General features: G+C 33.2%; 26 protein-coding genes and 3 pseudogenes. 14 read left to right on the top strand and 15 right to left on the bottom strand.

Annotated features, from left to right (window positions below; all coding sequences use genetic code 11):
* Positions 1 to 47: 47 nt before the first annotated feature.
* From BBB02_RS03385 to tnpA, 8 genes and pseudogenes are all read right to left on the bottom strand, one after another.
* Complete coding sequence (locus BBB02_RS03385) at positions 48 to 350, bottom strand: cation:proton antiporter subunit C (RefSeq protein ID WP_108784391.1); 303 nt, start codon at positions 348 to 350, stop codon at positions 48 to 50.
* On the bottom strand, positions 347 to 766 hold the full coding sequence (locus BBB02_RS03380; protein ID WP_010404274.1) for a Na(+)/H(+) antiporter subunit B: 420 nt from the start codon (positions 764 to 766) through the stop codon (positions 347 to 349). The genes BBB02_RS03385 and BBB02_RS03380 overlap by 4 nt, the downstream gene beginning before the upstream one ends.
* Entirely contained in the window at positions 759 to 1283 is a 525-nt protein-coding gene (locus BBB02_RS03375) for a DUF4040 domain-containing protein (RefSeq protein ID WP_127463979.1), read from the bottom strand. The genes BBB02_RS03380 and BBB02_RS03375 overlap by 8 nt, the downstream gene beginning before the upstream one ends.
* 11 nt (positions 1284 to 1294) lie before the next feature.
* Positions 1295 to 1567, bottom strand: coding sequence for a monovalent cation/H(+) antiporter subunit G (locus tag BBB02_RS03370; protein WP_108784389.1), 273 nt, complete (start codon positions 1565 to 1567; stop codon positions 1295 to 1297).
* Between the two features lie 6 nt (positions 1568 to 1573).
* Positions 1574 to 1819: a monovalent cation/H+ antiporter complex subunit F gene (locus tag BBB02_RS03365; RefSeq protein ID WP_127463978.1), complete on the bottom strand. Its 246-nt coding sequence runs from the start codon at positions 1817 to 1819 to the stop codon at positions 1574 to 1576.
* Positions 1820 to 1848: 29 nt separating this feature from the next.
* Positions 1849 to 2241 (bottom strand): DNA-directed RNA polymerase subunit omega, encoded by a 393-nt coding sequence (gene rpoZ / locus BBB02_RS03360; RefSeq protein WP_127463977.1) that lies wholly within the window; start codon positions 2239 to 2241, stop codon positions 1849 to 1851.
* A gap of 60 nt (positions 2242 to 2301) precedes the next feature.
* A complete protein-coding gene (locus BBB02_RS03355; protein ID WP_127463976.1) occupies positions 2302 to 2598 on the bottom strand; it encodes a helix-turn-helix domain-containing protein in 297 nt (98 codons plus the stop codon).
* A gap of 597 nt (positions 2599 to 3195) precedes the next feature.
* Positions 3196 to 3598: pseudogene (gene tnpA / locus BBB02_RS03350) on the bottom strand (IS200/IS605 family transposase).
* A 385-nt stretch (positions 3599 to 3983) separates the two neighbouring features.
* Here tnpA and purE point away from each other — a divergent pair.
* From purE to BBB02_RS03310, 8 genes and pseudogenes are all read left to right on the top strand, one after another.
* A complete protein-coding gene (purE, locus tag BBB02_RS03345; RefSeq protein ID WP_127463975.1) occupies positions 3984 to 4487 on the top strand; it encodes a 5-(carboxyamino)imidazole ribonucleotide mutase in 504 nt (167 codons plus the stop codon).
* A 4-nt stretch (positions 4488 to 4491) separates the two neighbouring features.
* Positions 4492 to 6258 (top strand): annotated as a pseudogene (gene mutL, locus BBB02_RS03340) (DNA mismatch repair endonuclease MutL); the annotation flags it as partial.
* A gap of 37 nt (positions 6259 to 6295) precedes the next feature.
* Positions 6296 to 6595 (top strand): hypothetical protein, encoded by a 300-nt coding sequence (locus BBB02_RS03335; protein WP_127463973.1) that lies wholly within the window; start codon positions 6296 to 6298, stop codon positions 6593 to 6595.
* A gap of 133 nt (positions 6596 to 6728) precedes the next feature.
* Positions 6729 to 7754 (top strand): FtsH protease activity modulator HflK, encoded by a 1026-nt coding sequence (hflK, locus tag BBB02_RS03330; RefSeq protein WP_127463972.1) that lies wholly within the window; start codon positions 6729 to 6731, stop codon positions 7752 to 7754.
* 2 nt (positions 7755 to 7756) lie between these two features.
* Positions 7757 to 8632: a protease modulator HflC gene (gene hflC / locus BBB02_RS03325; RefSeq protein WP_127463971.1), complete on the top strand. Its 876-nt coding sequence runs from the start codon at positions 7757 to 7759 to the stop codon at positions 8630 to 8632.
* Positions 8633 to 8635: 3 nt separating this feature from the next.
* Positions 8636 to 10099 (top strand): DegQ family serine endoprotease, encoded by a 1464-nt coding sequence (locus BBB02_RS03320; protein WP_127463970.1) that lies wholly within the window; start codon positions 8636 to 8638, stop codon positions 10097 to 10099.
* Positions 10100 to 10471: 372 nt separating this feature from the next.
* Positions 10472 to 12766, top strand: a complete 2295-nt coding sequence (locus BBB02_RS03315) for a collagen-like protein (RefSeq protein WP_245970056.1) — start codon at positions 10472 to 10474, stop codon at positions 12764 to 12766.
* A 191-nt stretch (positions 12767 to 12957) separates the two neighbouring features.
* On the top strand, positions 12958 to 13821 hold the full coding sequence (locus BBB02_RS03310; protein ID WP_245970055.1) for a hypothetical protein: 864 nt from the start codon (positions 12958 to 12960) through the stop codon (positions 13819 to 13821).
* Positions 13822 to 14096: 275 nt separating this feature from the next.
* Here the strand turns inward: BBB02_RS03310 and BBB02_RS03305 are convergent, their stop codons facing one another.
* From BBB02_RS03305 to def, 3 genes and pseudogenes are all read right to left on the bottom strand, one after another.
* Positions 14097 to 14624 (bottom strand): demethoxyubiquinone hydroxylase family protein, encoded by a 528-nt coding sequence (locus tag BBB02_RS03305; RefSeq protein ID WP_063630917.1) that lies wholly within the window; start codon positions 14622 to 14624, stop codon positions 14097 to 14099.
* A 446-nt stretch (positions 14625 to 15070) separates the two neighbouring features.
* Positions 15071 to 15845: pseudogene (locus tag BBB02_RS03300) on the bottom strand (uracil-DNA glycosylase).
* Positions 15835 to 16374 (bottom strand): peptide deformylase, encoded by a 540-nt coding sequence (gene def, locus BBB02_RS03295; protein ID WP_127463969.1) that lies wholly within the window; start codon positions 16372 to 16374, stop codon positions 15835 to 15837. Before def ends, BBB02_RS03300 begins: the two are co-directional and overlap by 11 nt.
* Positions 16375 to 16505: 131 nt before the next feature.
* On the opposite strand from def, the gene ftsA reads away from it, so the two are divergent.
* Both ftsA and map read left to right on the top strand, forming a co-directional pair.
* On the top strand, positions 16506 to 17747 hold the full coding sequence (gene ftsA / locus BBB02_RS03290; RefSeq protein ID WP_127463968.1) for a cell division protein FtsA: 1242 nt from the start codon (positions 16506 to 16508) through the stop codon (positions 17745 to 17747).
* 118 nt (positions 17748 to 17865) lie between these two features.
* Positions 17866 to 18651: a type I methionyl aminopeptidase gene (gene map / locus BBB02_RS03285; protein WP_127463967.1), complete on the top strand. Its 786-nt coding sequence runs from the start codon at positions 17866 to 17868 to the stop codon at positions 18649 to 18651.
* A 30-nt stretch (positions 18652 to 18681) separates the two neighbouring features.
* Here map and BBB02_RS03280 read toward each other — a convergent pair whose 3' ends face one another.
* On the bottom strand, positions 18682 to 19893 hold the full coding sequence (locus BBB02_RS03280) for an MFS transporter (RefSeq protein ID WP_127463966.1): 1212 nt from the start codon (positions 19891 to 19893) through the stop codon (positions 18682 to 18684).
* 197 nt (positions 19894 to 20090) lie between these two features.
* On the opposite strand from BBB02_RS03280, the gene rsmH reads away from it, so the two are divergent.
* Positions 20091 to 20975, top strand: coding sequence for a 16S rRNA (cytosine(1402)-N(4))-methyltransferase RsmH (rsmH, locus tag BBB02_RS03275; protein ID WP_127463965.1), 885 nt, complete (start codon positions 20091 to 20093; stop codon positions 20973 to 20975).
* 992 nt (positions 20976 to 21967) lie between these two features.
* On the opposite strand, the gene BBB02_RS03265 is transcribed toward rsmH, so the two are convergent.
* Positions 21968 to 22267: an ETC complex I subunit gene (locus tag BBB02_RS03265; protein WP_127463964.1), complete on the bottom strand. Its 300-nt coding sequence runs from the start codon at positions 22265 to 22267 to the stop codon at positions 21968 to 21970.
* A gap of 142 nt (positions 22268 to 22409) precedes the next feature.
* On the opposite strand from BBB02_RS03265, the gene BBB02_RS03260 reads away from it, so the two are divergent.
* Together BBB02_RS03260 and pth are read left to right on the top strand one after the other, a co-directional pair.
* On the top strand, positions 22410 to 23021 hold the full coding sequence (locus tag BBB02_RS03260) for a 50S ribosomal protein L25/general stress protein Ctc (RefSeq protein ID WP_127463963.1): 612 nt from the start codon (positions 22410 to 22412) through the stop codon (positions 23019 to 23021).
* Positions 23021 to 23584, top strand: coding sequence for an aminoacyl-tRNA hydrolase (pth, locus tag BBB02_RS03255; RefSeq protein WP_127463962.1), 564 nt, complete (start codon positions 23021 to 23023; stop codon positions 23582 to 23584). Before BBB02_RS03260 ends, pth begins: the two co-directional genes overlap by 1 nt.
* 34 nt (positions 23585 to 23618) lie before the next feature.
* Here the strand turns inward: pth and recA are convergent, their stop codons facing one another.
* Entirely contained in the window at positions 23619 to 24689 is a 1071-nt protein-coding gene (gene recA / locus BBB02_RS03250; RefSeq protein WP_127463961.1) for a recombinase RecA, read from the bottom strand.
* 119 nt (positions 24690 to 24808) lie between these two features.
* Between recA and truA the strand changes: the two genes are divergently transcribed.
* Positions 24809 to 25546, top strand: a complete 738-nt coding sequence (gene truA, locus BBB02_RS03245) for a tRNA pseudouridine(38-40) synthase TruA (protein ID WP_127463960.1) — start codon at positions 24809 to 24811, stop codon at positions 25544 to 25546.
* Between the two features lies 1 nt (position 25547).
* On the opposite strand, the gene dnaN is transcribed toward truA, so the two are convergent.
* Complete coding sequence (gene dnaN / locus BBB02_RS03240; protein ID WP_127463959.1) at positions 25548 to 26699, bottom strand: DNA polymerase III subunit beta; 1152 nt, start codon at positions 26697 to 26699, stop codon at positions 25548 to 25550.
* Between the last annotated feature and the right edge of the window lie 53 nt (positions 26700 to 26752).

Raw genomic sequence — 26752 nt, 5'->3', positions numbered from 1 at the left:
TGCTACTTCATATAGTTTAAGATACTTTCAATTTATTCACACTCTTCTTAATCAACTAATCTCTCCATTCTTACTATTATAGACAATCCAACTGAAAATGTTGCAATTCCAACCACTATAGCAGTAAGCATTAAGACGTGAGGTATAGGATTGGTATATAAGTGAAAATTTGAAGTCAATATAGGAGGTAAAGAACTTTTTACATACCCCAAAGATATGTAAAACAACAAAACAGATGCTTGTAAGACACTTAATCCCATCATTTTTTTGATTAAGTTTTTATCATTTACAATGATATAGAAACCTAGCACCATTAATATAGCAATGCCTACATAATTATATAGAGTCATTGTTTTTTCTTGCGAGCAAAATTTATATATATGATCAACATGGAAGAAGAGACGGTAAGCAATACACCCAGCTCCACTAAGAAAATACCCAATTTCTGACCTGTTCTACTATCAGCTGACAATATACTATAGGATAAAAAATTTTGGCCAAATAAAACTGTTATAATACCAGCTCCTCCATAGGTTAAAATACCTAGTACGTTAGTAAATTTGATAATAGAGTAAGGTATCGCTTTTAAAGTTGTAGGTATATCAAATAACATAGAATATAATATTATCCCAGAAGCAATAATTATTCCCGCCTGAAAACCTCCACCTGGAGTATAGTCACCATGAAACTGTATGTATAAACCAAACAAAATGATAAAAGGTATCATCAAAAATGTTACTGCACTTAATACCGGATCTTTAATCACTTTCTTTCTCTTCTAATATTAACATTATACAAAGTGCAGCAGTAAAAACTACTATAGTTTCTCCAAATGTGTCATAGCCACGAAAGCTTGCTAAAACAGCTGTCACTATATTAGGGATACCAATAGCTTTTTCAGTATTTTCTAAATAATAAGGAGCAACGTGCAAGTGAATTGGAGCATTATGACTGCCAAAATCTGGTAATTGAATAATAAAGTATGATAAACATGCAGTCAAAAATAACATAAAAAAAATTGTTGTGGGGCTATGAGATAAATTTGCTTTGTAATTCTTTACCAAAGAGAGTGCTGCAAACGTAAAGACTGTGCTCAATCCTGCACCAACAGAAGCTTCAGTAATTGCAACATCTGGCGCATTCATAATCAAGTACATAAGTGCAATAAGTGAACTAAATACACACATTAGAACAGCACTTACAACCAAATGTTTCGAAAGAACTATAAAAACTGTAACCGTGAGTAACAGCAAAAGTAATATTAGATTCAATATTTCTAGCATCTTAACCTTCTTTAATAGTCTTTACTTTTACAATAAGTACGCGCTAAAATATAACTGTTAGTTGAATTGGCTATCCATATTATAAAAATCAATAATATAACTTTAATAGTATTGATTGAAAATTCATTTTGCCAAGCAAAACCAATCAACAACAACATTGCGCCACTAGAATCTGCAATACCTGCAGCATGTAGTCTAGTATAGAAATCAGGAAATACTACTACTCCTAGGCTTGAAATGACTATTAAACAAATACCTAAAAATATGAGAATGGATGCTACCATAAATTATCAAAACAACATTAATCTCATTAGCGCTATAGTTGATATAAAGCTGATGCTAGCATATAGTAATGCTATATCAATTAAAAAAAAATCATTCAGAATAATTGATATTGCTGCTATGAGTAAAACTACCTGTGTTGATAAATTATTGAATGCTAAAACCTTATTGTATACATCACTTGACCTAAACACTATACAACATAACATTACACTCATACAGAATAAAAGCGCATAGATAGCAATAGTAATCATTTATAAGCTATTATAACCTCTGCAGATTTCTAAATTGGTACTTCTTCACCACTATCCTGATCATCTATTTCATCATCGTAGCTTTCTTGACTTACATACAGACTTGTGTTAAGTTGATGATCAGAAAAATTTAACAAATTTGCTAGCTTACTTGGACTATTAATATAAGCATTATCTGTGTTTCCTTTCATGTGCTCCTTGCACCTTTTCACCAAAAGGTTAAATAACTCATGAGTATTCACCTTCTTTTCTGCTATTTCATATAAAGAAACTATCGTATCCTTATGATCTTTAAACTTAACCATTTCAACGGGATAGCTTGCCCCTGTACTCAAATCATGCGTTCTTTGACTTGCTAGCAGAACCAATTTAAAACGGTTGTGTACCTGTTCTACACACTTTTCTACAATAGATTCAACCATAAAATACTACCTTGATAAACTTTATACTATATCACAAGAAATAAGATGTCAACTTCGGATCTATTGAGGTCCAATTCTACATTCTACTTTTTCTTCTTTAGCTTTTACTGACTGATTTTCTGTTATTGTAATTGTTATTTCATGATCAAGCTTTTTCAAAAAACCTAACAGTCTCTCTAAAGAAAAACCACTTATCTTACCACTTTTAATTTGTGACACCTTTGGTTGATCAATACCAAGTTTCTCAGCCGCACAAGCTTGAGTCCAAGTATTTTTTCCTATAATTTTACTTATTATACCCAGCAAATTTTTTTTTATTGCTTCACTATCCAGATTGTTTAATGATATTGTTTCCATAACTTTTACTCTCACATACCAACTAGCTTTATTAAATATTATAATATAATATTTAATATACCAATATATTAATACTATATAATTTGTCAATAACTATAATGACATACTGATACTCAAAATTTTAAATTGACTATAATTTTTATCAACATACTAGTAATTTCAAACTATTATTTTGTAAAAAATTCACTATTCAAAGAGAATAAGTTGAAATTGCAAAGTTTAAAACACAGAAATAATCATTTTACAAACTCGTTTTAGAAACTGTACATGATCTCAAAGAAAGGAATAAAGCAGGAGATAGAGTATGTAAATTATGAAAACAGAGCAAGATGAGTAGGAGAAAAACTGAGTAGAGTTCTGTAGAAAGAAACAAAATCAAGAAGATTTAGGATATATTTTCATAGTGTTACAGGTCCTAAAAGTGGCCTCCAGTGAATCAACAATGTTTTCAAAATGGCAAGATTATTTTAATAAATGAAGTAAAAAACATAGCGAAAGTAAAGAAAGTGTTTTGAAACATATATAAAAAAGTAGTTGCAAAGAAACAATTCAACCACTATGGATTGAAATCCAAAGATTGAGAGAGAGCATAGAATGCTAACATTCGACTTGAAAGTCACCAAATTTATCTTCTTTTTTAGAGTGATTTTCAATATAATTTTTTATCATTTCGTCAGTTACGTTTCCGCTAATCCTGACAAAGTAGCCTACTACCCATAACCCAGTATCTTTTTCTCAGCTCTGGAAAGTTTTGTTGGATTTTTCTGGAACTTTTTCCTTTTATTAACTGCACTAACTTACTAATACTTAAGTATGGGGGTATAGAAACGTATACATGTTGACGCAACTCTACCTCTCTACTTGATTATCTCTACATACTTCTTGTACAACTTCTTTAGTTTTCTGCCCAATATCTCCAACTAATACTGGATATCGATATTTTGTTATCCACACTATGTGATATATATACAGAGTGACTACTTTTTCTATAATATTCCACATTCTTTCAAATTTTTCACCTTAAAATTATATTCTTGAAAGGATGGTCCAGGGTTTTTCTCCCAAATTTGGGACAATAAAAGGATGTAACTGTCGAGATCTTTGCCGTATTGTCAAAAGGTAAGTCTCTAATACTCTTATAGAAAAGTGTAGACAATTGTGATAAGCAAAATTCAATACTAGCTTACAAATCGTCTTCTTGCTTCCACTGCTTTGCTTCTAAAAAGATTATGAATAGACCCTTATATCCGAAATTTATACCTCTATATTTTAATATAGAGATTCATTTCAATTTTTAAAGTTTCTATCTAGTGAGAATGCTATATCATATTCGTAATTTAAATATTTGTTGCTTCTGAAATACTATTTGGTTAGTAAATGAAATCATGTCTAATACAGAAAAAATGAAAAAAGATGTTGCTGTAATTATGGGAAGCCAGTCAGATTATAGCACTATGGTTCATGCTGTTAATTTATTAAAAGAATTGGAAATTTCACATGATGTATTTATAATATCCGCGCATAGAACGCCTGAAAGACTCTTCAGTTTTGCTAAATCTGCTCAAGAAAAAGGCTTTAAGGTTATTATAGCTGGTGCAGGAGGAGCAGCTCATTTACCTGGTATGGTTGCATCGCTTACTTGTTTACCTGTTATCGGCGTCCCTGTATACAGTAAACAGCTAAGTGGGCTAGATAGTCTTTTATCCATAGTGCAGATGCCAAAGGGTGTTCCAGTTGCAACAATGTCCATAGGAGAGAGTGGAGCATGCAATGCCGCTATCACTGCTGCATCTATATTATCGATTTCTAACAGTAAAATTGCAGATAGATTAAAAAAATGGAGAGAGAAGCAGACTGAAGCGGTAAAAGAGAAACCAATATTACAATAAGCTTATGGCAATAGTTCTTTTAGATACAAAAACCATAAATCGTATAGCAGCAAGAGAGGTAATAGAAAGGCCTGAAAGTGTGGTAAAGGAATTAGTGGAAAATGCAATAGATGCAAAAAGCTCAGAGATAGAAATTAGAATAGAAAGTGGTGGGCGTAACCTCATTACTGTGATCGATGATGGTAGCGGAGTAAAAAAGGATGATTTAGAACTTGCGTTTATGCGCCATGCTACTTCAAAATTGAGTGACAGTGAATTGATAGAGATCAAGCATCTTGGCTTTAGAGGAGAAGCTTTGCCTTCAATTGCAGCAGTAAGCAGAATAAAATTATCATCTAAGGCAAGCAAAGCAGATCAAGCATGGTCTATAAGGTATGAGGGGGGAGAAAAAATAGGAGAGCTTATTCCTTATCCTTTATCGATAGGAACATATATTGAAGTACGAGATTTATTTTTTGCCACACCAAATAGACTAAAATTTCTCAAAACCGAAAGGGCAGAAACACAAAGCATTGTTAATATTGTAAACAACTTAGCAATGATCAATTATGGAATTGAGTTTACTCTCATCTCCGATAATAAGAAGCTTCTTAAGTATGCTAAGCAGACCTCATTATTTAGCAGGCTATGCGAAATAGAAGAAGAATTTCATGAAAACTCTTTGCAAATTAGTGAAGAAGAAGATGGCATTAGACTTACAGGATACATCTGTAAACCTACTGTCAATCGTAGCAATTCAACTCAGATCTATACATTTGTTAATGGTAGACCAATTAAAGATAATCTACTTATTGGTGCAATTCGTTATGCGTATCACGACCTTATTCCAAGCAATAGATATCCTTTTGCAGCGCTACACTTAGAGATACCGTATGATCAAGTTGATGTAAATGTGCATCCAAATAAATCAGAGGTAAGGTTTCAGAACAAGAGGCTAATATATGAAATAGTGAGAAGAGGGCTAATAAAAGTATTATCAAAGAGAATAGATCTTGCAGAAACTGTGGTGAGCCAGACTGAGATAACAAGGAATCATCTATCATCAGATCCTTTTAGTAGGTCTAGTCTTAAAAATGAATTTTATGGAAGAAGGTCTGATCCTTTTGAAAACCAGTTAATGAGAGAATTTACTTCTCCAAATATAGAGACAAAAAGCTTATCAGAACATTCAAAATCGTTTGATTATACTGGTATGCAAAAATCTCCTCCGCGAGCGGAAACTACAATTTTGGAAAAGAAACAAACCGATCTAATAAGGGACTATCCACTTGGGTTTGCACACTGTCAAATCTACAATACTTATATTATTGCCGAGGTAAGAGACAAACTAATTATAGTAGATCAGCATGCAGCCCATGAAAGACTAGTATACGAGTGCTTAAAGGAGAAATCAAGTATAAAAAGACAAAAACTTCTTTTGCCTGAAATGGTTGAAATCAAAAATCAAGCTGGAATGGAGATGATTAAAACTTATAAAGATAAACTTTTTGAGATGGGTTTTGAGATTGAAATTAAATCAGAAAATAAGATCATAGTAAAAGAAGTGCCTGCAATCTTAGGAACAGTAGACACAAAGAGAATGCTCATTGATATAGTGGATAGACTAACAGAAATAGAAGATATATTACCTATAGAGGATAAGGTGAATAAAATACTAGCCACAATTGCTTGTTATGGATCAATAAGAGCAGGCAGAAAGATGAAATTGGAGGAGATGAATGAATTATTGAGGCAAATGGAAAAGACACCTTATTCTGGACAATGTAATCACGGAAGGCCAACCTATATAGAAATGAAATTAAGCGATATTGAAAAGTTATTTGAGCGAAGGTGAGAAGTTATCACAAATATGTATAGATTATACAACCCTAGTTTCGTCATCTCAAAACTCAGATACACAATTGTTTGAACATTGCAATTTGCATGTAATTTGCATAGTAGATAATGTCATTCCATCACTTGACAATGATTTATTACGCAGCTACTTGATTAAAATTAAGTTTCCTAAATCTCAGGCATTGTCTTTTATGTTAATAATTAATATACAACTAAAAATACTTATCAAAAACGACAATAAAGAGTTTAAAAAAAGCCAGAAAATTCTATAGAATCAACCGTACTATATAGAGAAAAGAAAGTGTATGATAATATTCTTCGTTTCAATTTGCAAACAAAATAGTTTTGCATTTTTCGATAAGATTAAGTAATATCAGCGTATTAGTTATACAATTAATAATTTTTATGGATGAGCGTAATCCTTGGAATCTTGGAAAGAAACCGTCAGGTCCAAGTAATGAAGATATTTTAAGTAAAGCTGTGTCTGATGTAAGATGCTTTTTTAATGGTTTAACCAGAAATAGAGGGAAAAAACCTTATTTCATCATTTTCATTGTTTTGTTGTTTTATTTTTGTACTGGTTTCTATATTGTCCATCCGAGTGAGGAAGGTATAGAACTTACTTTTGGCAAATATTCCAATACAGAAACATCTGGTTTGCGTTATCACTTTCCCTACCCTGTTGGTAAGGTTTTTAAAGTGAATGTTAAAGAAGTAAATCGTGAAGAAATTGGCATAAGCAGCTCTTATGGGCGAGATACAGATCGTGGTGAAGGAGTGATGCTCACCGGAGATGAGAACATAGTCAACGTTAACTTTGAGGTCCAATGGAGAGTTAGAGATGCCAAAGATTATTTATTCAAAGTGCGGGATTATAAACCTGGTTTCAGCGTTAAAAATGCTGCTGAAAGTGCTATGAGAGAAATAATAGGTAAAAATACGATCTCTTTTGCACTCGAAGGTCAAGGTAGGGCTGAAATCTCCAGAGATACTAAAATTTTATTGCAACAGATTCTTGATGGATATCAAATGGGTATAGAAATTTTATCTGTTCAAATGAAAAAAATTGACCCACCAGAAAAAGTGATTAGCTCATTTAGGGATGTACAAAGTGCTCGTGCAGATAAGGAGCGTACTATAAACGAAGCATATGCTTACAGTAATGATATTATACCTCGTGCAAAAGGTGAGGCAATAAAGATAAAGTTAGATGCAGAAGCATATGAGAACGAAATAATAAATGAAGCGAAAGGTAATGCAAATCGCTTTTTATCTCTTCATGAAGAATATAGACAAAATCCTTCTCTTGTTAAGAATCGTATTTATCTTGAAACTATGGAAAATATTTTTAGCAAGGTAGATAAATTTGTTATAACAGACGATCTAAAAGGTATGTTCTCTTATTTACCTCTTACAAATCTAGGAAAATAGTCATGAGTAGTAATATTAAAATTGTTTTTGCTTTTCTATTTGTTGCATTATTGATTGCATTATCTAATTCAATCTTTGTTGTTCAAGAAACAACAAAACAAGCGATAGTTATACAACTTGGTAAAGTCGTAAAAGATGTTAGGGAGAGTGGTTTATATTTTAAGCTACCATTTATAAATAACGTAGAATTTCTTGATAAGAGAATTTTAGATCTAAGTCCTGATAAAACTCCAAGGGAAGTGATAACTGCAGATCAAAAGCGTATTATAGTAGATGCTTATGCAAAATATAAAATAATAGATCCTATCACTTTTTATCAAACTGTGAAAAATGAATCAGGGCTAGTTAGAAGATTATATCCTGTCATAGAAGCTCACATAAGGGAGAATATAGGAAGATTTTCATTAATTAGTTTATTGAATGAAAAGAGATCAGAAGTTATGCAATTAATTCAACGTGGAGTTTATTCTGAAGCTGGAAAATTTGGCATAGAAATAATAGATGTAAGAATTAAGAGAGCAGATCTACCAGAAGAAAATAGTTCTGCAATATTTCGCCGCATGCAAACTGAAAGGGAAAAGGAAGCAAAAGAAATTAGAGCAGAAGGAGAACAAGCTGGACAAGAAATTAGATCAAAAGCTGATAAATTAAAAAGGGGAATTGTCTCTAGTGCAGTAAAAGAATCACATGAAATAAGAGGCCGTGGTTATGCTGAAGCAACTAGAATCTATAATGAGGCATTTAAGGCTGATGAAGAGTTCTTTAACTTTTATCGCTCTATGAAAGCTTACAATAAATCATTTGCTGAGGGTAATACTAAATTTGTGCTTTCACCAAATAATAATTTCTTAGATATTTTGAACAAGGGATGGAAATAGTTTATGAAAAGTAAAGCATTTATTTTATCTATATTTGCATATTTTTTAATTTCATTTTCTTCATATGCTAATCTGTTTGTAAAAACAGTTGCAGATCCTGTATGTAGTTGTAATAAAGGGCTTGCTGATATAGTGGAAGAACTTATTCCCGCAGTTGTAAATATTTCAAGTGAGCAAATAGTTAAGCAAGAAAATAACAGTAGAACTAAAATTCCCTTTACGCCAAGAAATAATTTCTTTGATGACTTTAGAGAATTTTTCGAGCATTTTGATCAATTTTTTGATAGAGCTCCTAGCATTAATAGAGAAGTGACGTTACTTGGGTCTGGATTTATTATAGATAAAAGTGGAACCATAGTAACCAACTATCACGTTATTAAAAATGCCCAAGATATTACAGTTACTATGAACGATAATACTTATTTCAAAGCAGAAGTTTTAGGCTATGATGCAAAAACTGATCTTGCTGTGCTTAAGATTAATTCTGATAAAGATCTTCCTTTTGTTGAATTTGGTAATTCTGATAAAGCAAGAGTTGGTGATACAGTTATTGCAATAGGCAACCCTTTTGGTTTGGGTGGCTCTGTAAGTACAGGAATTGTGTCTGCAAGATCTAGAGACATTAGTATTGGTACTATGAATGAATTTATTCAAACTGATGCTGCAATTAATAGAGGTAACTCAGGGGGACCACTATTTCATCTAAATGGAAAAGTTATAGGCATTAATACTGCTATTTATTCCCCATCTGAGTCTGGCGGTAACGTGGGTATAGGCTTTGCTATACCATCTAATCTAGCTATTTCAATTATTGACACATTAAAAAGTGGTAAAAAAATAAAACATGGTTGGCTTGGCGTGCAAGTTCAGCCTATAACAAAAGAATTTGCTGAATCCTTGGGTTTAAAAGATATCAAAGGTGCATTAGTTGCAAGCGTAGTAAAGGGCAGTCCTGCAGAGAAAGGAGGAATCAAAGTAGGTGATATACTATTAGAGTTTGACGGCAAAAAAATTGATAGAACGACGCAATTACCTCATATGGTTTCACGAACTGAGCCCGGAAAGAAAGTACAGGTTAAGTTACTTAGAAAAGGTAAAGAAGTCAATATCAAGGTTGCAATCGAGGAATCTACAAATGATGATTCAGGTAATAATCAAGAAGAAAATAAATCAACATCTAGTTATATAAGTGGTTTAACCGTTTCAAATTTGCCAAAAGAACTAAAAAATAATGCACCCACAAAGGGTATAGTAGTTACTAGTGTAGATAGTAGTAGTAATTCTACACTACGTGTTATTAAGAAAGGTGATATAATTATTCAACTAGATGGAATCGATATTGAAAATACTAATGATTTTCAAAAACAAATTGATTCAGCAGTAAAAAAAGACGGCAAAGATTCAGTAATGTTGCTTATTTACCGCAATGGAAACCAGTTTTTTACTTCAATCAAATTGAAGAAGTAGCTATTTATCTAGCTGGTCATGAAAAAATTGCTTGACAAATTTAACTAGCTTCTTTATCCTGAGGGTGAGGTTATTCCTGTAGATTAATAAAATTTATCCCTATACTGAAAACGTTCCCAACGAGATTATGGAAGAACTAGATTTCAGTATCAAGCACTGGAACGATATCATCTATAAGATGAAATAGCTGGAGTGGTAAGAAATTCGATAATATAAAGCATTTTTATGCTCAGTTGTAAAAAAATAACTTTCTTTCACAAACTAGTTTATAATTAAATTAGTATAAAGCATAATCATATTTACTTATCATCATTATTAATCAATAATTAATACCCATAAATTAACTATATCTAATCGCAAAGGGAGGTGGAGATGCGTTTTAAGCTAGAAAAGGAAGATATTCCGCAAAACGATTGTAATAATAGAACTGGTCGTAGGGTACCTGCACAAATAAGATTAAATAACAAAACAACATTTAGCCTGCCTAGTGTATCTTACATTATCATCGACAACAATATTGGTCTGAGTTTTAAAATTTTAGATTTCAAGCATGACGTGGCAAGTACACTAAAAGACTTATTTGAAGAGCTACAACTAAAGCTAGAAAGCGTAAGAAATGATTACAAATTCGCTTTAGTTACTACCTCTGATCAACCTTATTATTATTACTATGATGGCAAAGATACTATGATAGATACTATTGATCGTATACCTCATGGTTACACAAATGGTTCCTATGTTAAAGCATATAATCATGAAAGCTGTAGTATTTATTATGAACTGATAGAAAACAGGAAGGTTTTAATAGATCCAAAAGACATAATTAGTAGCGAAAATGTCAGTCTTATTTTGGAAGATCTTAAAAGTTCACCTGATAAAAGACTCAAAATAAAAATAGGAGACTATTTGTTTAAAGAATCAAGAAATATATACAAATTATATAGGAGCGCTCAGGTATATCATTTAACTGGTGGAAAAGTTGGCATATTGAATGATATCCTTTCATTATTTATTCGTATAGACAATATATTCCAGTTATTCCCTTTTCATGAAATGGAGAGCTTGAAAGCACAAGATACCTATTTCGCAGTAAAAAAGTTAGGCAATAGCTATGTTGGTTGCATATCGTATGAAAATAGCACATGTAAAAATTTTTATAATTTTAACCCTAATTCTTTTGGGTATGAGCACGACAATAGACCAGGTCCATATCCTTATTATTATAACTTAGAAAATTTTGATAACTTTTTGGAGGTTGATGTGAATATTCAAGAACATATAAATTTAGAAACAGAAATTGAACTTTTAAAACGCAGAATAGAGAGATTAGAACGTACTGGTGTACAAGGTCCTAAAGGTGAGCCAGGTGAAAGGGGACAAAAAGGTGATAGAGGCTTCGATGGAGCGCCTGGTCCTCAAGGTGAGCCAGGCCATTTGGGTCCAAAAGGCGATAAGGGAGAATCTGGTTCTCAGGGTAAGCCTGGTTCTCAAGGCTCAAAAGGTGAGAAGGGAGATGCCTCAAGTGCTATAGAAATTGCAACTGAATTAGTTACCAGTAAAAAAGCTGAGCTAGGAGCAGCAGTTCTTAACGCAAATGGTATCAAAGGTGAAAATCTTGCAACTCAGATTGCCGGTAAAATTAATCTTAATTCGCAGGAACTTGTGAATAAAATTGATGTAGCAAAACTTACTGAAGGAGTAGTAAGTAAACTTTCTTTAGAGGAAGCAAAAAACATTATAAAAGATACTGTGAGTAAGATAACAAGCGATGCCACAAAGAAAAATAATCCCGATCCTATAGCCTTCCAAAAATATGAAAAATTTGCAGAAAAGCTTGCTAAACTACTTGTTGATAGAAGCAGTATGAGCGAGATAGAAGCTAACAATCTTATAAAAGATAAGGTGAGCGATTGGGCACTTGCTAAGTATCTTCTGCTTCATAGTGATTTAAATAAGCAGCCAAAGGCTCTAGAAATCGTGAAGCAAGAAATAGACAAGGAAAAATTAGTTGAGTATTTGCTTGAGTTTGCCAAATTAAAAGGCGATGTGAATGCAGCAAAAACAATAGTTGAAAATATTGTTCATCAGTTCTTTGATACTCAAAAAGTAGGTGAAATAGGAAAAGCAGTACTAGAAGCAAAAAATGATCAAGATAAAAAAGTGCTAGTAAATGATCCTGTCTTACATGAAGGAATAGCAGAAGAGTTGAGACAAAATCCAGGGAAGATAAAAGGTCCCAAAGGAGATACTGGGTCTAAAGGTGATAAAGGAGATACCGGAACAGATGGATTGCCAGGTGCACAAGGTCCAAAAGGTGACAAAGGAGATACTGGCTCTAAAGGTGACAAAGGAGAGCCAGGTCTGAGGGGCTTCAATGGTACACAAGGTCTTACAGGTAACAAGGGTGAGCCCGGTATAAACGGATTAAAAGGAGATATTGGTCCTAAAGGATTAGACGGAGCCATGGGAATAAAAGGTGATATGGGTGAGAAAGGAAAGATAGGTTCTAAAGGTGACAAAGGAGATACTGGGTCTAAAGGTGATAAAGGTAGAGATGCAAGTCCTGAAGAAATTGCACAAAAATTAATTAATAATGGCACTATTGCTAATCAGGTGCTTGAATATCGTGACCAAGGAGGAGATTTAGTATTAGAGAAGCAAGTGTAATCTTATTTTAGAGCCTGAACAGTTCTCTAACAGCTTCTTCAATAGTCAACTAGAGTAGTTCATCAAATCCAAAATTACCGACTATAAGTCGTAAAGATAGGCATATCGATTTAACCAAGAAAAGGTACGCAAAAAACAAAAACGTTACAGAATATCTAAGGAGTTATGAATTTATTAAAAGAGCAGAGGAATTGTCAATAATTTATCTTTTTGAGCGAGACCCATCTTCTACGAAATTGCAAATACCATTGACTACAGATGAACAAATTCTAGTTAAAAAATTTTGTGATGAGATGATAAAGAGTATAACAGAACACGATGAGCAAGAAAGCGTTTTAAAGTACATGGAACGCATAATAGAGGGTTATTTAAATCAAGGAATAAGATTAAACTCATATTACGGTAAGGATAATAAGACTGTAACAAATTTTATATTTGAAAAAATGGAAGAATTAATTAATCGCTTTCATGCAAATCCACACAATTCAACTACAAAAAATATCATACAAAAGATCACTCGTAATTTAGTGTTAAAAGGTGGGATAGAAAAAGGATTATCTTTTTATAGCGATATTGAAGTCGGGTACTATGACTCTAATTATTTAAATGATCTTAACGAACAATGTAAGAGTAAGAAAAAAATGCTAGAGAGTATAGCATATGAAGGTATTGTGAAAAAAGATAATAAGCAAATTGATGAATATGACCTCGAAGTAGAAGTAGATAATAAATATTTTTACATTCAATATCCACAAGGTAGTATTGTTGAAACTGCAAGAACTTTAAATAATGAAAAAGCTAAGGATTTAGAAGTTGGCATATTTCAGATTGAGGAAAGTATAGTAAAAGTTGAAATTACAGAAGATGGAAAAAGAAATTACACAGATATCTTAAAAGGTGGTATTGAAATATTTTTTACTACTAAAATAGGAGAGATTAGTATTTATCTACGGAAAGATGGTAACAAAATGGTAGTAGAAATTGATGAGAAAAGCAAAATAAGGTTTAGCAAGTTAGAAAACAAATCAAGCTTTGGAGGGAATTATCTTATATAGGGGAAAAGTGTTTTAGAAGTTATGGGCAAGAGTTTTGAAAATATTCCTGAGGAGTTAACTCAGACTATTAAAAACGTTCTATCTACTAGTCTTATGCAAATATGTTTACAACAACAAGAAAACTCTAATAGGGAATTAAATTAATGTATTTTTAGGATAATAATTAAGAAATTAATTATAAACATTCATACGCATTCGATTGGAGTAGAGGATATGGGGCAGTAATTAGCACAAGAACTAAAGGCAAATGTGATTGGTTGTCAAATAGTGATTGATTAAATCAATTTAGAGAGGTAAATAGCAGCTTTGCAGCTTGCTTTTATGAACAAAGATAAAACGTTGTAGCCAAGTGCGCTTTCGGCATTGTGCTGAATTGCAATATCTCTGTGTTCTAACTCCTCATCACGAAACTTACTTATGGTTTCTCTTAATTCCCCATCTTCTAAATGTAAGACTTGCTCCTTGTAGTGCTCTCCGATCACTTCTTCAACTGCAGCAGTGCAAGCCATAGCGGCTTTTTTACCCATAATAGAAGTTACAACACCAAGTGACACCCCTAAAGCACGCCAAATTGGCAACAAAACAGTAGGACGAACTCTTTGCTCCTTGATTTTCTCATTAAAATAGTGGAAATGTTTTTTTTCCTGCTCCTCCATTTCAATTATTTTATCAATTATGGAAGATTTTTTAAGAATAAATTTTTGACCAGAATAAATACAAATGGCTCCATATTCGCCAGCATGATTTACTCTAATTGCTTGTTCTAAAAAATTTCCTTTCAATTTTTTTATATTGCTTTCCAATGTCTCCTCCCTTTATTTCTGCATTAGTACTACTATAAACCAACATATTATAGAGTAAATAAAATTCCATGCGTGCATTGCACCAACATTGTGATTACAGAAACTCAAGCAGCTATAGCAATGGCAAGAGTTACTTGACAGACTTCGCCATTCTCCTTAAAATAAGGGTGAAGATATATTATTTATCTTCAGTCTGTGCAGATAAAACGACAAAAAGCTCAATATACTTGATATTTAATTTTTTGCACTATGTGTACTCTATGTCTTTATAAAACTTTTACCCACATAAGCTAAAATGCGCTTATCAAAGGATTTAATACAATAAAAAACGCCAATTAAAAAAACAGGTAGTAGCTGATAGATTTTCTTTTGCCTTTTTCTCTGTTTAGTAGATTTTTCAATATTTAATTCAATTAGCCGGTACTAAGATGATAACGAATAGTAATCTAAATATCCGTGTAGTTATTGGTATTATCAAGATATTCCCTAATCTTCTTCAAATCTTCCCAAGCTAAGCGTTTTTGTGTTGGTTGACGAAGTAGATAAGCTGGATGAAATATAGCGGCTGTAGTAATTGAATGAGATAAATATTGGTTAGTATAAGTATGAAATCTGCCACGCAAGTTCGATATAGTCTTTGTGTTATCAAGAAGGCTATAACATGCAATTCCTCCAACAAAAATCAGAATTTGTGGTAAAATAAGAGCAATGTGCTTCTCAACAAATGGTCTGCACATATCAAGCTCCAGATCAGTTGGCTTTCTGTTACCAGGTGGACGCCAAAATACCGCATTGCTTATATATACCTTAGTGCGGTCCAGATTAATTGCACCGAGCATCTTATCGAGCAGCATTCCGCTTGCACCACAAAATGGTATGCCTTTCAGGTCTTCATTTGCTCCTGGTGCTTCACCAATAAGCATGATTTTTGCATTCGGATTACCATCAGAAAAAACAGTATTAGTTGCAGTTTTTTTTATTTCACAACCCTCAAATGACTTAACTGCACTTCTTAGTTCGTCTACACTACTACATTCACTTGCAAGCTTCCTTGCTTCAATGATCCAGTCACTTGGGAACATGGGCTTTTTTCTGCTCGATGACAGAAGACTGTACAGCTCTCTCATTTTCCATTTTTTTTTCCTCTTCACTTTCAGTTAGTGTGCAATCAACTCCCACTTCATGATAGAACTTCAACAATTCTAGATCTTCATTGCTCATAGTGTCTCTTAACCTTTTGTGCTTTTTTCATAGCCAAATCATACTTCAACTTAGATAAGTGTCTAATGTATAATATACCATTTAAGTGATCCAATTCATGCTGAATACACCTTGCAAGCCAACCACTAGCTTTTAGCGTCTGTTCTTCGTTATTTAAGTTTTTATATTTTACAGTTAAATATTTTGGACGCTTGATTTCATGGCTTTGCTCCGGAATTGAAAGACATCCTTCACTCATAATGACTTGTTCATCAGATAATTCCTTAATTTCAGGGTTAATCATACAAAACTTGCCAACTGAGTCATACCCTGCTAGCTCATCTCCAGCCTTTTCTGGCTGAACGTCCATGACAAAAATTCTCTTCAGCACTCCAACTTGTACTGCAGCAAGACCAAGACCTTCTGCATCGTACATAGTTTCGAACATGTCGTTTACTAATTCTTTAATTTTATCGGTTATATCTATTACTTCACTGGCGCATGTAGTTAATCTTTCGTCAGGGGCAATTACAATTGGTAACTTAGACATAAAAATTGTAATTCTGTGTTTTATTTTTCTTTTTGTCTAGGTATATTAAAATGTTGCTACATTTATGATAGAAATATAAATTCATTCAGGGAAGCTACAATTTAAATGGAATCGCATCATAAGGTCAACCAATGTACTCTGCAGTAATAACAAAACCAAAGCAGAATGTTTTTGCTGTTTTAGACGTGGGTACAACAAAAATTATCTGTCTCATTGTTAAAATCAATAGCAATTTTAGCTATAAAATAATAGGAACGGGTTATAAAAGTGCAGAAGGTATAAATGGTGGATCAATAACTGACGCAAAGCATGCAAGTTACTCTATTTCATCAACTGTAGGTTTAGCTGAACAAGTATCAGAAGAGACTATAGACCAGATATATGTGAATGTGGCTGGATGTGGTGGAATCTCATCTTTTAACGTACATAACGAAATAATTGCAGCTAATCACGAAATTTCAGACCGAGACATAAAACGTGTAGTCTTTCAGACATTTGAGAAATATATCGAAGAAAATGTCATCATTCACAATATACCACTGAAATATCACTTAGATGATATGACTGACATAAAGGAAGTCAGTGGATTATATGGAAAAAGATTATCTGCTGATGTTAATGTTGTCACTGCTTCGCGTCCAGCGCTTACCAATATCGAAAATTGTATAACTAATAATAGTGGGATAAGTATGGCTGGTTGTGTTGCTTCTGCATATTCTGCAGGCCTTGCCTGTCTAAGTAAAGATGAAAAAGAGCTAGGAACTGCCGTTGTTGACATAGGAGGTGGATGCACTGCAATTGGAATTTTTAAGAGAGGAAAACTTGTGTACACAAGCAGCATTCCAATTGGTGGCATTCACATTACCCGAGATATAGCTTATGGACTATGCACAAGTATAGAGCATGCTGAACGCATAAAAATACTATACGGTAGCACTATTGTAACTTCAATAGATGAAAATGAATATATTACAGTGCAAAACAATGAAAATGATGAACCGACTCGAGTACTCAAGTCCGAACTTGTTAACATCATAAGACCAAGGATTGAGGAAATACTTGAGCTGATAAGAGAACAATTTCAAGAACAGAAAGATCCAATTAATAAAGTAGTGATCACAGGTGGAACCAGTCAACTCACAAGCATGAAAGAAATTGCAAGCTATATATTCAATAAACAAGTCCGTATCGGATGCCCTGAATCTTGTAGTGGTCTTGATGGCGAATACGACAAAAATCCTGTATTTTCTGCTGCTTTAGGCTCTATAAAGCTAATAGTTGACACCTTTTATAGAAATAATTCTGGAATGCTTGGTCACGATGGCAAAATAAGTAAGTTATACCATTGGGTTAAGTCAAAAGTCACAGTCTAGATTTTTGTCTTTATCTCTTAATATACAAATGGCTTGATCTAGGAGCTTATTTTTATAGTATTATTACACTGATGTATCCGTAAGAGAAGCAGAAAATTACAATAAAAACGTAAGAAACATGAACATAACTATACATTCACAAGAAGATTTTGACTTTATGCGTAAAGCTGGCAGGCTTGCAGCTGAAACCCTTGATTTTATTGCACCACACGTCAAAGTAGGCGTAACAACTAATAAATTAAATGATCTATGTCATGATTTTATAATCAATGCAGGTGCAATTCCAGCACCACTGAATTATAAGGGATATCCGAAATCAATTTGTACTTCGAAAAATGCTGTTGTATGTCATGGTATTCCTGATGATAAACCTCTTAAAGATGGAGATATTTTAAATATTGACGTTACAGTGATTTTAAATGGCTGGTATGGTGACACAAGTCGCATGTTTTGGGCTGGTAAACCCTCAATAAAAGCAAAGCGTTTGTGTAATGCTACTTATTACAATGCGCTAATGGAAGCGATAAAACAAGTTAAGCCTGGCAATAAGTTAAATGAAATAGGATTTACTATAGAAAAATATATTGAAGATTTTGGATATTCTATCGTACGCAATTATTGTGGACATGGCATAGGAAAGGTTTTTCATGCACCACCAAATGTAGTACATTTTTATGATGAAGGTGAGGATCTTATCTTAAAAGAAGGCATGTTTTTTACGGTAGAACCAATGATCAATGCTGGAAAACATGAAACTCTGCTCAGCAAGCTAGATGGCTGGACAGTGACAACACGTGATCTTTCACTTTCTGCACAGTTTGAGCATACGCTTGGAGTCACAAAAGATGGAGTTGAAATATTTACACTATCACCTAAAAATTGGTATTTTCCACCTTATGATTAGATTTTTTAAACACTTGGTTTTTGAAAAAATCTAACTCTTAACTTGTGATATAGCAACTAACCCAATTAGTGCACAGAAAATCATGTAAAAACTTGCTAAAGTTCCTTGTCCTGTAACTTTGATAATAGTTGTGCATATAAATGGTGCAAGACCACCAAAAAATCCCGAAGCTATATTTCTTGATAAACCAAATCCACTGTATCGTACCTTTATTGGGAATAATTCACACATAAACGCGCTAACAGGACCAAGAGAAGCAGCTATTGGGATTATAAAAAGAACGTGCGCCATTATGGTGAGCAAATTATTACCACTTAGTATCATTGAAAAAACTGGATAACTTACTACTATAAAAGTCACAAATGCAAATTTCATGACTCTTTCTCTCCCTACCTTATCAGAAAGTATTGCAAATAGTATAGTCAATCCTCCAAGTGCAACCTGATTCAATATTTCTACTGCGTGATTAAAGTGAGTGTTTATTGTTGATGCAAGTAGATTAAAAAACACTAAATATATGTAAAGAGATGCATTCTCAACTATGTCAATTCCGATTGATATTAGAAAAGGTTTTTTATAGCCATTTAACAGTTCTTTTAACGGTAATTCATGTGGCTTTTCCTGCTTTTTATATTCTGGGCTTTCATCGAGTATATATCTCATATATATACTGATTAATCCTATTACAAAACTGAAAATAAAAGGCAATCTCCATCCCCAAGATTCAAAATCGGATACTTTTTTGCATATAAGCACCACTATAAGACTTAATATTGAGCCAAGAATTGCGCTCAATACTTCAATACTGCTAAAGAATCCTCTTTTATTTTTAGGAGCATGCTCTATTAAAAATGGGGCATTTCCTGCCTCTCCTCCAAGAGATATACCCTGCAATAATCTTAAACATACCACCAGTACTGATGCGAGTACCCCAATGTTCTGATAGCCTGGAACAAATGCAATAAGTACGGTTGATAGAGTCATCAATATGATAGAGAGAAATAGAGCAATCCTTCTTCCATATTTATCTCCAATGTGGCCAAATATAGCAGCACCAATTGGTCTTATTAAGAAACCCACTGCAAACACTCCAAAAGCTTTAAGTATGCTGACTAATTTGTCGTCTGATGGAAAAAACACATCTCCGATTATGCTTATTAGATGGCTGAAAAGCATGTGATCATACCACAACAAAGTGTTACAAATTAAACTTGATAGTATTACTTTTGTTATTTGTTGCACGAAATCTTCCGTAATTTGTTTGATATTATAGTAATATTACTTACTTTTTCAAACGTGAATTATGTAAATGTTATATTAATAATATTATCTTATTAAATTTTTATATCGTTGATTATATTTAAATATTCTTATACTATACCTATATATTTCCATATATTTTTTGGCGAGTTTAATTTAAGTGCACAAAGTCTCTTGATATGACACATACTCCAGTTTTGTTAAAAGAGATGCTATTTCAATTGGCACCACACAGTGGTGGTATATATGTGGATGCCACGTTTGGAGCTGGAGGATATAGCAAAGCAATATTGGAATCCGCTGATTGCAAAGTGTATGCAATTGATAGGGATGAAACAGTTACCAAATTTTATGATGATCTGAACGTTAAATACCCTGATAGAATAAGTCTATTTATTGAGAAATTTAGTAATATTAAAAATTTGTTAGATAGTAATAGTATTAAAGGTATCGATGGAATAGTTTTCGACGTTGGAGTTTCATCTATGCAGCTTGATAATGGAGATAGAGGATTCTCATTTCTACGTGATGGCCCACTTAACATGAGCATGGATAACTATTCTCATATGAATGCTTCGACGTTTGTTAACGCTTTACGTGAAGAAGAGATTGCGAACACTATATATAATTATGGGGGTGAGCGTCATTCCCGCAGAATCGCAAGAGCGATAGTAAATGCACGGAAGAAGAAAATTATCAAAACTACATTTGAACTTGCGGATATCGTACGTTCTGTAGTGTTTCGTGGAAAAAGCAAGATTGACCCTGCAACTAGGACATTTCAGGCAATCAGAATATGGGTAAATGATGAGCTAGGAGAGCTTGAAAAGGGTATTAAAGCTGCATCTGAGATTTTAAGTGAGAACGGCAAATTAATTGTAGTTACTTTTCATTCTTTAGAAGATCGTATAGTCAAAACTGTTTTTAAAGATTTATGTGAACCAGGATCTACTAAAACATTCTCCCTTTTAAATAAAAAAGTGATCAAAGCAAGTTCAGAAGAAATAAATGTAAATCCACGCGCGCGTTCAGCAAAACTCAGAGCTATACAAAGGCTATCATGAGGACCTTCTGTATCATTTCAATGATTGTGTTTTTTCTTAGTATTGTAGGACTATTTTAAGTAAAATTATATGTCCAATCACTAAATAAATAGCTAACACAAACAAAACGTAAAATTGATTTAGTACAAAGCAACATAAAAGTTCTACAAGCAGAATGGAGTTATTTGAGTAATCTAAAAAAACTTGCAGTCTTACGGAGAAATACCTAAAAAATAACCCTTTGATACTAGCTAGCCAGATTCGACTCTCTGTAGTGTGTTAGCACAACTTAAAACCCAGAATAACAATTAGAACCTATCTTGAAAGGGAAAAAAATAAGATGAGGTAAGCAAAAAATAGGAGGGTAACGAGTGATGTCAGTGACAAGGCCAAATGTTGCACAAGGGAAGATAACAATTATTAATGCAATAAAATATATAATGAGGGAGTGGTAACCTTTAATATAGTTATGCAAGAGGCCTAATTTGAAATATTAACATGAAAAATTGCTTGCGCATATTTCAAATCTGATTATAATTACAATTAGAGATATTTTAAGAGCTCAAAATCTATCTTTGTCTGCAGACTTTTTCTATTAAACAATCAAACTCATTAAAAATGTAGTGTGTCTTCTTCAGTGTATACACGTATACTTAATCTCTGTCGTATGTGCACTGCATTTTTTTCTAATCTTTTTTACACAGGAGGATTTTATGTCCAGAATTCCAGATATTTGACTTTTACTTTAGCTAAAAACCAATAGGCGCCTATTGTTTAACGCTAATTAAAATAAAAATTTTTCTAATATATAGAAGAATCACTGTTTACTGAAAATGGGATATGATTGCCAAGAAAGCTGCGAATGTCAAAGAATTTTAGGTAAACATTATTTGCTTGACGTATGAGCGTGCTCTCCTTACTGCAAGAACTCTTTAATATATGCTTAACCACTTAAGTCCTTTCAAGATATGTTCTTAGATTTAAGCTTTTAGGTAAACATACTACAATAAAATTTACTTTAGTATAAAATTATTTGCATAAGATTTTGGCAGTCTTTTAACATCTTTTGGCATTTCAATTGTGTACTTTGTGTTGTGTTTCTTTGCGTAAGATATTGCTTTTTCAAGAGAATCAAACTTTAATAAAATCTGTTTTTGGGGATCTTTTGAGCCAACCCATCCCATCAAAGGTTCAATATAGTAAGAACAAGGCTCAATTTTTAGGTACCAGAATTTTGTATTACCTAAGCCAGATTGTGTTGCAGTTTTTGTTGGCTTATAAATCTTAAAAACTAATTTATCGTCAGTACTCATAGCTCTTACTAAGTGATCTTAAGTATATATCTAAATAAATTTTTTCACAAAAAATTACTGTGAAAGAATGAAGTTTGAAATAAATATTTTTATGTTATATTATTAAATTATATAAAAAGGATTAGCTGAATAGGAGTAATCGATGGCACAGCAAGAAATGGTAACAATTAATGCAGAGTTACGTGACGTAAAAAAAAAGAAAGCGATGCAGGCTCTGAGGGAAAAAGGAAGTATACCTGCAGTTATATATGGTAAAGGGCATGATAACGTAAATTTGACATTGTCTGCAAAGGAATTTACTAAACAATATAAATCAGGTGCTCTTTCTGCACATTTAATAGAACTAGATATTTCAGGGAAAAAAGAATATGCTCTTGTTCGTGATATTCAATGGCATGTAGTAAAGGATACTGTGCAACATGTTGATTTTCAGTTTGTTGATAAAGGTAGTGAAATTAAAATAGATATACCTTTATCATTCATCAATGAAAGTAAATCACCAGGAATCAAATTAGGTGGAGTGCTTAATGTTTTGTGTCGTTCTATTACTGTCAAATGCTCTCCTGAGAAAATACCTCAAGTCATAGAAATTGATTTGTCTGGCAAAATGATTGGTCAGTCTATACATATCAATGATGTAAAATTGCCAGAAGGTGTTAAATTTGTAGCTCATGAGGAAGAAAATTTTACCATTGTGACAATTTCTGCTGCTGATAGTGATGTTGAAGAGTCTCAAACAAAAACAGAGGAGTAGTGCATTTAATAGCTGGGCTTGGTAATCCTGGTAGTAAATATGAATTAACTCACCATAATATTGGCTTCATAGTTATTGACGCAATTTGCAAGTATTGGAATTTTCAGTCATTTTCTAAGAAAGCTGATTACTTGATAACCTCAGGCATAATTAATAATAATAAAGTTATGCTAATAAAGCCTTCTTCATTTATGAATAATTCAGGTATTCCTATTGCAAAAATAAAAAATTTTTACAAATTATCGCTAGACAATATTGTTGTCATACATGATGATGCTGACTTAAAATTTGGAAGAATAAAAGTAAAAAAAGGTGGTAGCTCTGCTGGACATAATGGACTGAAGTCTATAGATAGCTTTATTGGTAACGATTATTGGCGTTTGAGATTTGGAGTGGGTAGACCTGAAGGTCAGAAAAGCTTAGCAGATTATGTATTATCAAAATTTGAAAATTTTGATAATGTTATCCTCTTAGTGGAAAAAATAGCAAAAAATATACACCTGATGCTACAAGGAGATAACACAGCTTTCATCAACTCAATTGAGAGTGAAACTTTAGTATAGCAAACGAATACTGCCCAATACAAACTAATTTAGATTAGAATACTGATTCTTCTAGAAGTTGTTCGCGTTCCTCTTCTATTGCAATAGAATCATCGTGATTTTTAAATAAATCTCTGATTTTTGTTTCTATTTCATTTGCAATTTCTTTGTTTGCCTTGAGGTAGCTTTTTACATTTTCTCTTCCTTGTCCAAGACGTGTATTGTTATATGAATAATAAGCACCTGCCTTTTCAAGCACATTAAGTTTTGCTCCTATATCTATTATTTCTCCAAGTTTTGATATGCCTTCATTGTACATTATATCAAATTTTGCCTCTCTAAACGGAGGAGCAACTTTATTTTTTACAACTTTAACTCTCGTTTCATTACCCGTAATATTCTCCTTATCCTTTATCGCACCAACTTTTCTTATATCAAGTCTTATAGAAGTATAGAATTTTAACGCATTCCCACCGGTGGTAGTTTCAGGATTTCCATATACTACTCCTATTTTCATACGAATTTGGTTAATAAATATCAATATACAGTTTGCTTTTGAAACTGCAGAGGTGAGCTTTCGTAGCCCATGACTTAGAAGTCTTGCTTGTAGTCCCATGTGCTGGTCGCCCATATCTCCTTCAATTTCAGCTCTTGGAGTTAATGCTGCAACAGAGTCAATGACTATCACATCAACTGCACCAGAACATACTAAATACTCAACGATATGTAACGCTTGTTCCCCAGTGTCTGGTTGTGAAATCACCAAATCATCGGTGTTTACTCCAAGTTTACGAGCATATATAACATCCAGTGCGTGCTCCGCATCGATAAATGCACATAATCCTCCTTTTTTCTGTGCTTCAGCAATTACATGCAAAGCAAGAGTAGTTTTACCAGAACTCTCAGGGCCAAATATCTCAATTATACGTCCTTTTGGCAATCCCCCAACACCCAGAGCTGAATCAAGTGCAATCGACCCTGTAGATATCGTGTCTATTTTTTCTACAGGGTTTTGCTTTAGCTTCATTATTGCACCTTTACCGAATGCTTTTTCAATTTGACTTATTGCATTATCTAGTGCTTTTTGCTTATCATTATTTCTTTCTTCTGGATTATGTGCCGCCATGGATCATTTATTAACTTATATAACTTCCATGGTAATTGAACGCAAACAATCTGCCAAGGGTTTTTTAATAACGAAGAACGTTAGTGAACTAAATTATATTAAGATAGATAGACTTTGTAGTGCGATACAAAATAACGATAGAATACAATGGTAGTGGTTTCTCTGGCTGGCAAAAGCAACAACACTCTGCTAACTCAATTCAGGAAACCATAGAAAACGCTATATTTAATTTCAGTGGCGAGAGAGTCTCTTTGCATTGTGGTGGCAGAACTGACACAGGGGTTCATGCTTTAGGGCAAGTTGCTCATTTCAATATGGAAAGGCAATTTGAGCTTTACAGAATAAGAAATGGAATAAACTATCACCTAAAAGCGATTCCTATAGTTGTGCTTAGTGCAGAAGCTGTAGATGATGCATTTCATGCACGATTTTCAGCAAAAAAAAGATATTATGAATATAGAATAATTAATCGCTACGCTCCTGCAGCTCTCGAAACTGGTTATGTGTGGCAAGTATTTAACCCACTTGACGTAAACATCATGCGTGAAGCTGCTAGACACCTGCTTGGAAAACATAATCTTTCAAGCTTTCGCTCAAAAGATTGTCAAGCTACAAATCCGGTCAGAACAATCGATGATATTGATATAGTACAAAACGGAAGTCACATATACATAAAAATATCTGCGATTTCCTTTTTACATAAACAGGTGAGGATTATTGTTGGTACTTTAGTTGAATTTGGAGAAAATAGAACTAATCCACAAGAAATGCTAAACATATTAAGTCAATGTAAAAGAAACGCCGCTGGGGTCACTGCGCCGTCTCACGGCTTATACTTAGTAAAGATAGATTACTAGCTTAAGTCCTCATTGGCATTACTATATATAGTGCACTTGGATCATCTTCATCAGTGATAATTGTAGCGCTATTACCATCTGATAAGCTGACCTTACATTTGTTTTTTATACAAGATAAAGCATCAAGCAAATAACGAGAATTAAATCCTACTTCCATAAGAGCTCCATCGTAATCCACCTCTATAGACTCAGTTGCATCACTACACTCTTGAGAGTTTGAATGCAGAGTTAATAAATTCTTTTGCAATGAAAATTTAATGGATTTTATTTTATCGGACACAACAACAGAAACCCGATCTATAACGCTAGCAAGCTTACTACTCTCAACAATCATTTGTTTATCTTGAGACGTTGGAATGACAGCTTTGTAATCTGGAAAAGTCCCATCTATCAATTTTGATATTAGAACATATTCACCACATGTAAATTTGATTTTTCTATCTGAAAGCTTTATATTAATCTCATTACAATCACCCAATACTTTCAATAATTCCATGATAGTTTTACGTGGAATGATCACCCCAAATTCGCCGTTGATATCTTCAGGTTTAGGCCTTTTTATACATGATAAACGGTGGCCATCAGTTGCAACGCAGTACAGAAATTGCTCATCTGTATGCAGATATATCCCGTTTAAATTATACCTTGTATCATCCAGCGACACAGCAAACTTCGTTTTAGTCAACAAGTCTACCAAATCTGCACTTAGTAGAGTGAAATCGTATTGATGATCACCTTCTTCAAGAACAGGGAAGTTATTTGAAACTACGTTCGGTAAAGAAAAATTTGCATTTCCACAGGATATCAATAATTTTCCTTGATTATTCATTTCGAAATTGACATCCAAATTAGTTGGCAATTTTTTCACTATGTCATGTAAAGTATGTGCTGAGATTTTCACTTCTCCTTCTGCTGATACATTTGCAGTAAGTGAGGCAAATATTGAAATGTCAAGATCGGTAGCCTTTAGCTTTATGCTGCCATGTTGTGCTTTGATATTTATACACGCTAAAACATCTATCGCGTTGCGCCTTTCAACCACCCCGCTCACTCTGGATAGCGTATTTAAAAGACTTGCACGACTTACACTAAAACGCATTTGTTCACACACAGAACTTTGTTCTTTGATTCCTATATCTACAATTTTTGACATATTAATTCTCAAAAATATATTTTAAATGATATTCATATTCTATGTAAAGTGAT

The sequence above is a fragment of the Wolbachia endosymbiont of Bemisia tabaci genome (genome assembly GCF_003999585.1).
Classification (GTDB): Bacteria; Pseudomonadota; Alphaproteobacteria; order Rickettsiales; family Anaplasmataceae; genus Wolbachia.
Note: the sequence above shows the minus strand (reverse complement) of the source record. Positions and strands in the feature narration are given on the sequence as shown.

What these genes read in the sequence shown, in the direction of transcription:
- BBB02_RS03385 (WP_108784391.1), bottom strand. Translation starts at nt 350, where the DNA reads ATGACTCTATATAATTATGTAGGCATTGCTATATTAATGGTGCTAGGT.
- BBB02_RS03375 (WP_127463979.1), bottom strand. Translation starts at nt 1,283, where the DNA reads ATGCTAGAAATATTGAATCTAATATTACTTTTGCTGTTACTCACGGTT.
- BBB02_RS03370 (WP_108784389.1), bottom strand. Translation starts at nt 1,567, where the DNA reads ATGGTAGCATCCATTCTCATATTTTTAGGTATTTGTTTAATAGTCATT.
- BBB02_RS03365 (WP_127463978.1), bottom strand. Translation starts at nt 1,819, where the DNA reads ATGATTACTATTGCTATCTATGCGCTTTTATTCTGTATGAGTGTAATG.
- rpoZ (WP_127463977.1), bottom strand. Translation starts at nt 2,241, where the DNA reads ATGGTTGAATCTATTGTAGAAAAGTGTGTAGAACAGGTACACAACCGT.
- BBB02_RS03355 (WP_127463976.1), bottom strand. Translation starts at nt 2,598, where the DNA reads ATGGAAACAATATCATTAAACAATCTGGATAGTGAAGCAATAAAAAAA.
- purE (WP_127463975.1), top strand. Translation starts at nt 3,984, where the DNA reads ATGTCTAATACAGAAAAAATGAAAAAAGATGTTGCTGTAATTATGGGA.
- hflK (WP_127463972.1), top strand. Translation starts at nt 6,729, where the DNA reads ATGGATGAGCGTAATCCTTGGAATCTTGGAAAGAAACCGTCAGGTCCA.
- hflC (WP_127463971.1), top strand. Translation starts at nt 7,757, where the DNA reads ATGAGTAGTAATATTAAAATTGTTTTTGCTTTTCTATTTGTTGCATTA.
- BBB02_RS03320 (WP_127463970.1), top strand. Translation starts at nt 8,636, where the DNA reads ATGAAAAGTAAAGCATTTATTTTATCTATATTTGCATATTTTTTAATT.
- BBB02_RS03315 (WP_245970056.1), top strand. Translation starts at nt 10,472, where the DNA reads ATGCGTTTTAAGCTAGAAAAGGAAGATATTCCGCAAAACGATTGTAAT.
- def (WP_127463969.1), bottom strand. Translation starts at nt 16,374, where the DNA reads ATGTCTAAGTTACCAATTGTAATTGCCCCTGACGAAAGATTAACTACA.
- ftsA (WP_127463968.1), top strand. Translation starts at nt 16,506, where the DNA reads ATGTACTCTGCAGTAATAACAAAACCAAAGCAGAATGTTTTTGCTGTT.
- map (WP_127463967.1), top strand. Translation starts at nt 17,866, where the DNA reads ATGAACATAACTATACATTCACAAGAAGATTTTGACTTTATGCGTAAA.
- rsmH (WP_127463965.1), top strand. Translation starts at nt 20,091, where the DNA reads ATGACACATACTCCAGTTTTGTTAAAAGAGATGCTATTTCAATTGGCA.
- BBB02_RS03265 (WP_127463964.1), bottom strand. Translation starts at nt 22,267, where the DNA reads ATGAGTACTGACGATAAATTAGTTTTTAAGATTTATAAGCCAACAAAA.
- BBB02_RS03260 (WP_127463963.1), top strand. Translation starts at nt 22,410, where the DNA reads ATGGCACAGCAAGAAATGGTAACAATTAATGCAGAGTTACGTGACGTA.
- recA (WP_127463961.1), bottom strand. Translation starts at nt 24,689, where the DNA reads ATGGCGGCACATAATCCAGAAGAAAGAAATAATGATAAGCAAAAAGCA.
- dnaN (WP_127463959.1), bottom strand. Translation starts at nt 26,699, where the DNA reads ATGTCAAAAATTGTAGATATAGGAATCAAAGAACAAAGTTCTGTGTGT.